The following is a 2735-nucleotide window of genomic DNA, read 5'->3' as shown; positions in this document are numbered from 1 at the left end:
GTACCGGCCCTGTCGCCGGCAAGCCGGCTCCCACAGGTACTCCACAGCGCTCAAGCTCAGTGGGGAACCTGTGGGAGCCGGCTTGCCGGCGACGAGGGCAAAGGTGAAATCAAGGCGTACCCAAAATCCCTACCACCTTGTCGCGCAACTGTTCGATGCTGAACGGCTTGCCGATCATGTGCATCCCTTCCGGCACATTGAGACTCTCGGCATAGCCACTGGCAAACAGCACCGGCAGCAATGGCCGCAGCACACGGGCCCTGGCCGCCAGTTCTTCGCCGCGCATGTCCGGCAGGCCCACATCGGTCATCAGCAGGGCCAAGGGCTGCCCCGGGTCTTCGAGAATGCGCAGGGCGCTGGTGGCGTCTTGCGCTTCGATGGCCTTGTAGCCCAACTCGTCGAGCACTTCGACCATCAGCATGCGGACGATGTCGTCGTCTTCGACTACCAGAAGGTGCATGGTTCATTTCCTGTTGAAAAAGGCATGTCTCTATTCTGTGCGCCAGTGGGTGACAGAAGTTCCCGAGGATACCGGCCATCGAACTTTCAGGGAACGATTCGCGCATGCAACCTTCAAATACTGGCTAAATGCCCTGCTGAAGCCGGCAAAGCTGGTTAGACTCGCTTGTTAACCGGTGAGCGCAGCGGCGGGCAAGAACAGGCTCCGGCCGCCACACTGATCAATGGACTTTTTTTTCGCTCGGGCGTTTTCTCATGATTCAAGCAGCCTCGATGGACCAACGAAGCTTTCGCAAGCTGTTGAGCCGTAACATTGGCCTGCCGTTGGGCGTCGGCCTGTTCGGCGCAGTGGCCTTCGTCGCCGTGATCAACTACCTGCTGTCGGCCATGCAATGGGTCGAGCACACCGATCGGGTGATCGGCAATGCCAACGAAACGGTCAAGTTGTCGATCGACATGGAAACCGGCATGCGCGGGTTCCTGATCACCGGCGACGAGCGCTTCCTCGACCCCTACGAAGTGGCCAAACCGAAGATCTTCAGCAGCCTGCAGAGCCTGCGCGGCATGGTCGAGGACAACCCGCAGCAAGTCGACCGCATCGATCGCCTGGTCGCCTTGCAGCAGGCCTGGAACGACTTTGGCAAGGAGATGATCACCCAGCGCCGCAACGGCGGCGAATACCGCCAGGCCGTCGGCAACGGCCGCGGCAAGCGCATCACCGACGAGATCCGCAAGGAGTTCGACGACCTGGTCGGCACCGAGCAGCAACTGCGCATGGCCCGCAATGAAAAGGTCAGCAGTGTCACGGTCACCGCCATCAGCGCCTTCGTGCTGCTCATCGTCGGCCTCAGCGCACTGCTGGCCTACCTCGGGCGGCGCGATCTGCTGGCCTTGTCGAGCAGCTACGATGACAACCTCAAGGCCCAGCAGCGCTCGGCCGAGCGCCTGGAACACCAGGCCTGGCTGCGCAACGGCCAGACCCAACTGGCCGAGCAGGTGCTGGGGCAACTGACCCTGCCGATGCTGGGCGACAACATCCTGCGCTTCTTTGCCAGCTACCTGGGCAGCGTGGTCGGCGCGTTGTACGTGCGCGACGGCCATGGCCGCCTGGTACGCGTGGCCAGCTATGGCCTGGATGCCGAACAGCAGGCCCGCGAGCAGGTGCTGGCCAGCCATGAGGGCCTGTTGGCCCAGGTGGTGCGCGAGGGCCGCCTGCTGCGCCTGGAGGACCTGCCGGAAGACTACTACCGCCTGAGCTCTGGCCTGGGCAGTGGCCTGCCGCGCAGCGCCATGCTGATGCCGGCCAGCGACGATGGCCAGATCAACGGGGTGATCGAGCTGGGCTTCCTGCGCCCGCTGCAGGAGCGCGACGACGAGCTGATGATGCGGGTGGCCGACAACCTCGGCATCTCCATCGAAAGTGCCCGCTACCGCCAACGCCTGCAGGAAGTCCTGGCCGAAACCCAGCAGCTCAACGAAGAGCTGCAGGTGCAGCAGGAAGAACTCAAGACCGCCAACGAAGAGCTCGAAGAGCAGTCGCGGGTGCTCAAGGAGTCCCAGGCGCACCTGGAGACCCAGCAGGCGGAGCTTGAACAGACCAACGAGCAGTTGTCCGAGCGCACCGACGCCCTGGACCGCAAGAACGACGAGCTCAGCCAGGCCCAGGAAGAGCTGCAGGCCCGTGCCGACGACCTGCAGCGTTCGAGCAAGTACAAGTCCGAGTTCCTCGCCAACATGTCCCACGAGCTGCGCACGCCGCTCAACAGTTCGCTGATCCTGGCCAAGCTCCTGGCCGAGAACGGCGAAGGCAACCTCAGTGGCGAGCAGGTCAAGTTCGCCGAATCCATCTACTCGGCCGGCAACGACCTGCTGAACCTGATCAACGACATCCTCGACATCGCCAAGGTCGAGGCCGGCAAGCTCGAAGTGCGCCCCGAAACCACCCACCTGGAGCGCCTGGTCGAAGGCCTGCGCGGCATGTTCCTGCCGCTGGCCGAGCACAAGGGCCTGAGCTTCGAGGTCAAGATCGAAGGGCAGGTACCGGCCACCCTGTTCACCGACCGCCAGCGCCTGGAGCAGATCCTCAAGAACCTGCTGTCCAACGCCGTCAAGTTCACCGACCACGGCCAGGTCAGCCTGGCCATCAGCTACCAGGCCGGCACCGGCATCGTCTTCGCCGTGCGCGATTCCGGCATCGGCATTGCCGCCGACCAGCAGCAGGCGATCTTCGGCGCCTTCCACCAGGTCGATGGCAGCAGCAACCGCCGTTATGGCGG

General features: G+C 63.5%; 2 protein-coding genes. One reads left to right on the top strand and one right to left on the bottom strand.

Annotated features, from left to right (window positions below):
* Positions 1-109: 109 nt before the first annotated feature.
* A complete protein-coding gene (locus PMI38_RS26015; protein ID WP_008101134.1) occupies positions 110-460 on the bottom strand; it encodes a response regulator in 351 nt (116 codons plus the stop codon).
* Positions 461-714: 254 nt separating this feature from the next.
* On the opposite strand from PMI38_RS26015, the gene PMI38_RS26010 reads away from it, so the two are divergent.
* Positions 715-2735 (top strand): CHASE3 domain-containing protein (locus tag PMI38_RS26010; RefSeq protein WP_043274126.1); only part of this gene is annotated, 2021 nt, incomplete at its 3' end.

The organism is Pseudomonas sp. GM84, assembly GCF_000282535.1.
Classification (GTDB): Bacteria; Pseudomonadota; Gammaproteobacteria; order Pseudomonadales; family Pseudomonadaceae; genus Aquipseudomonas.
Note: the sequence above shows the minus strand (reverse complement) of the source record. Positions and strands in the feature narration are given on the sequence as shown.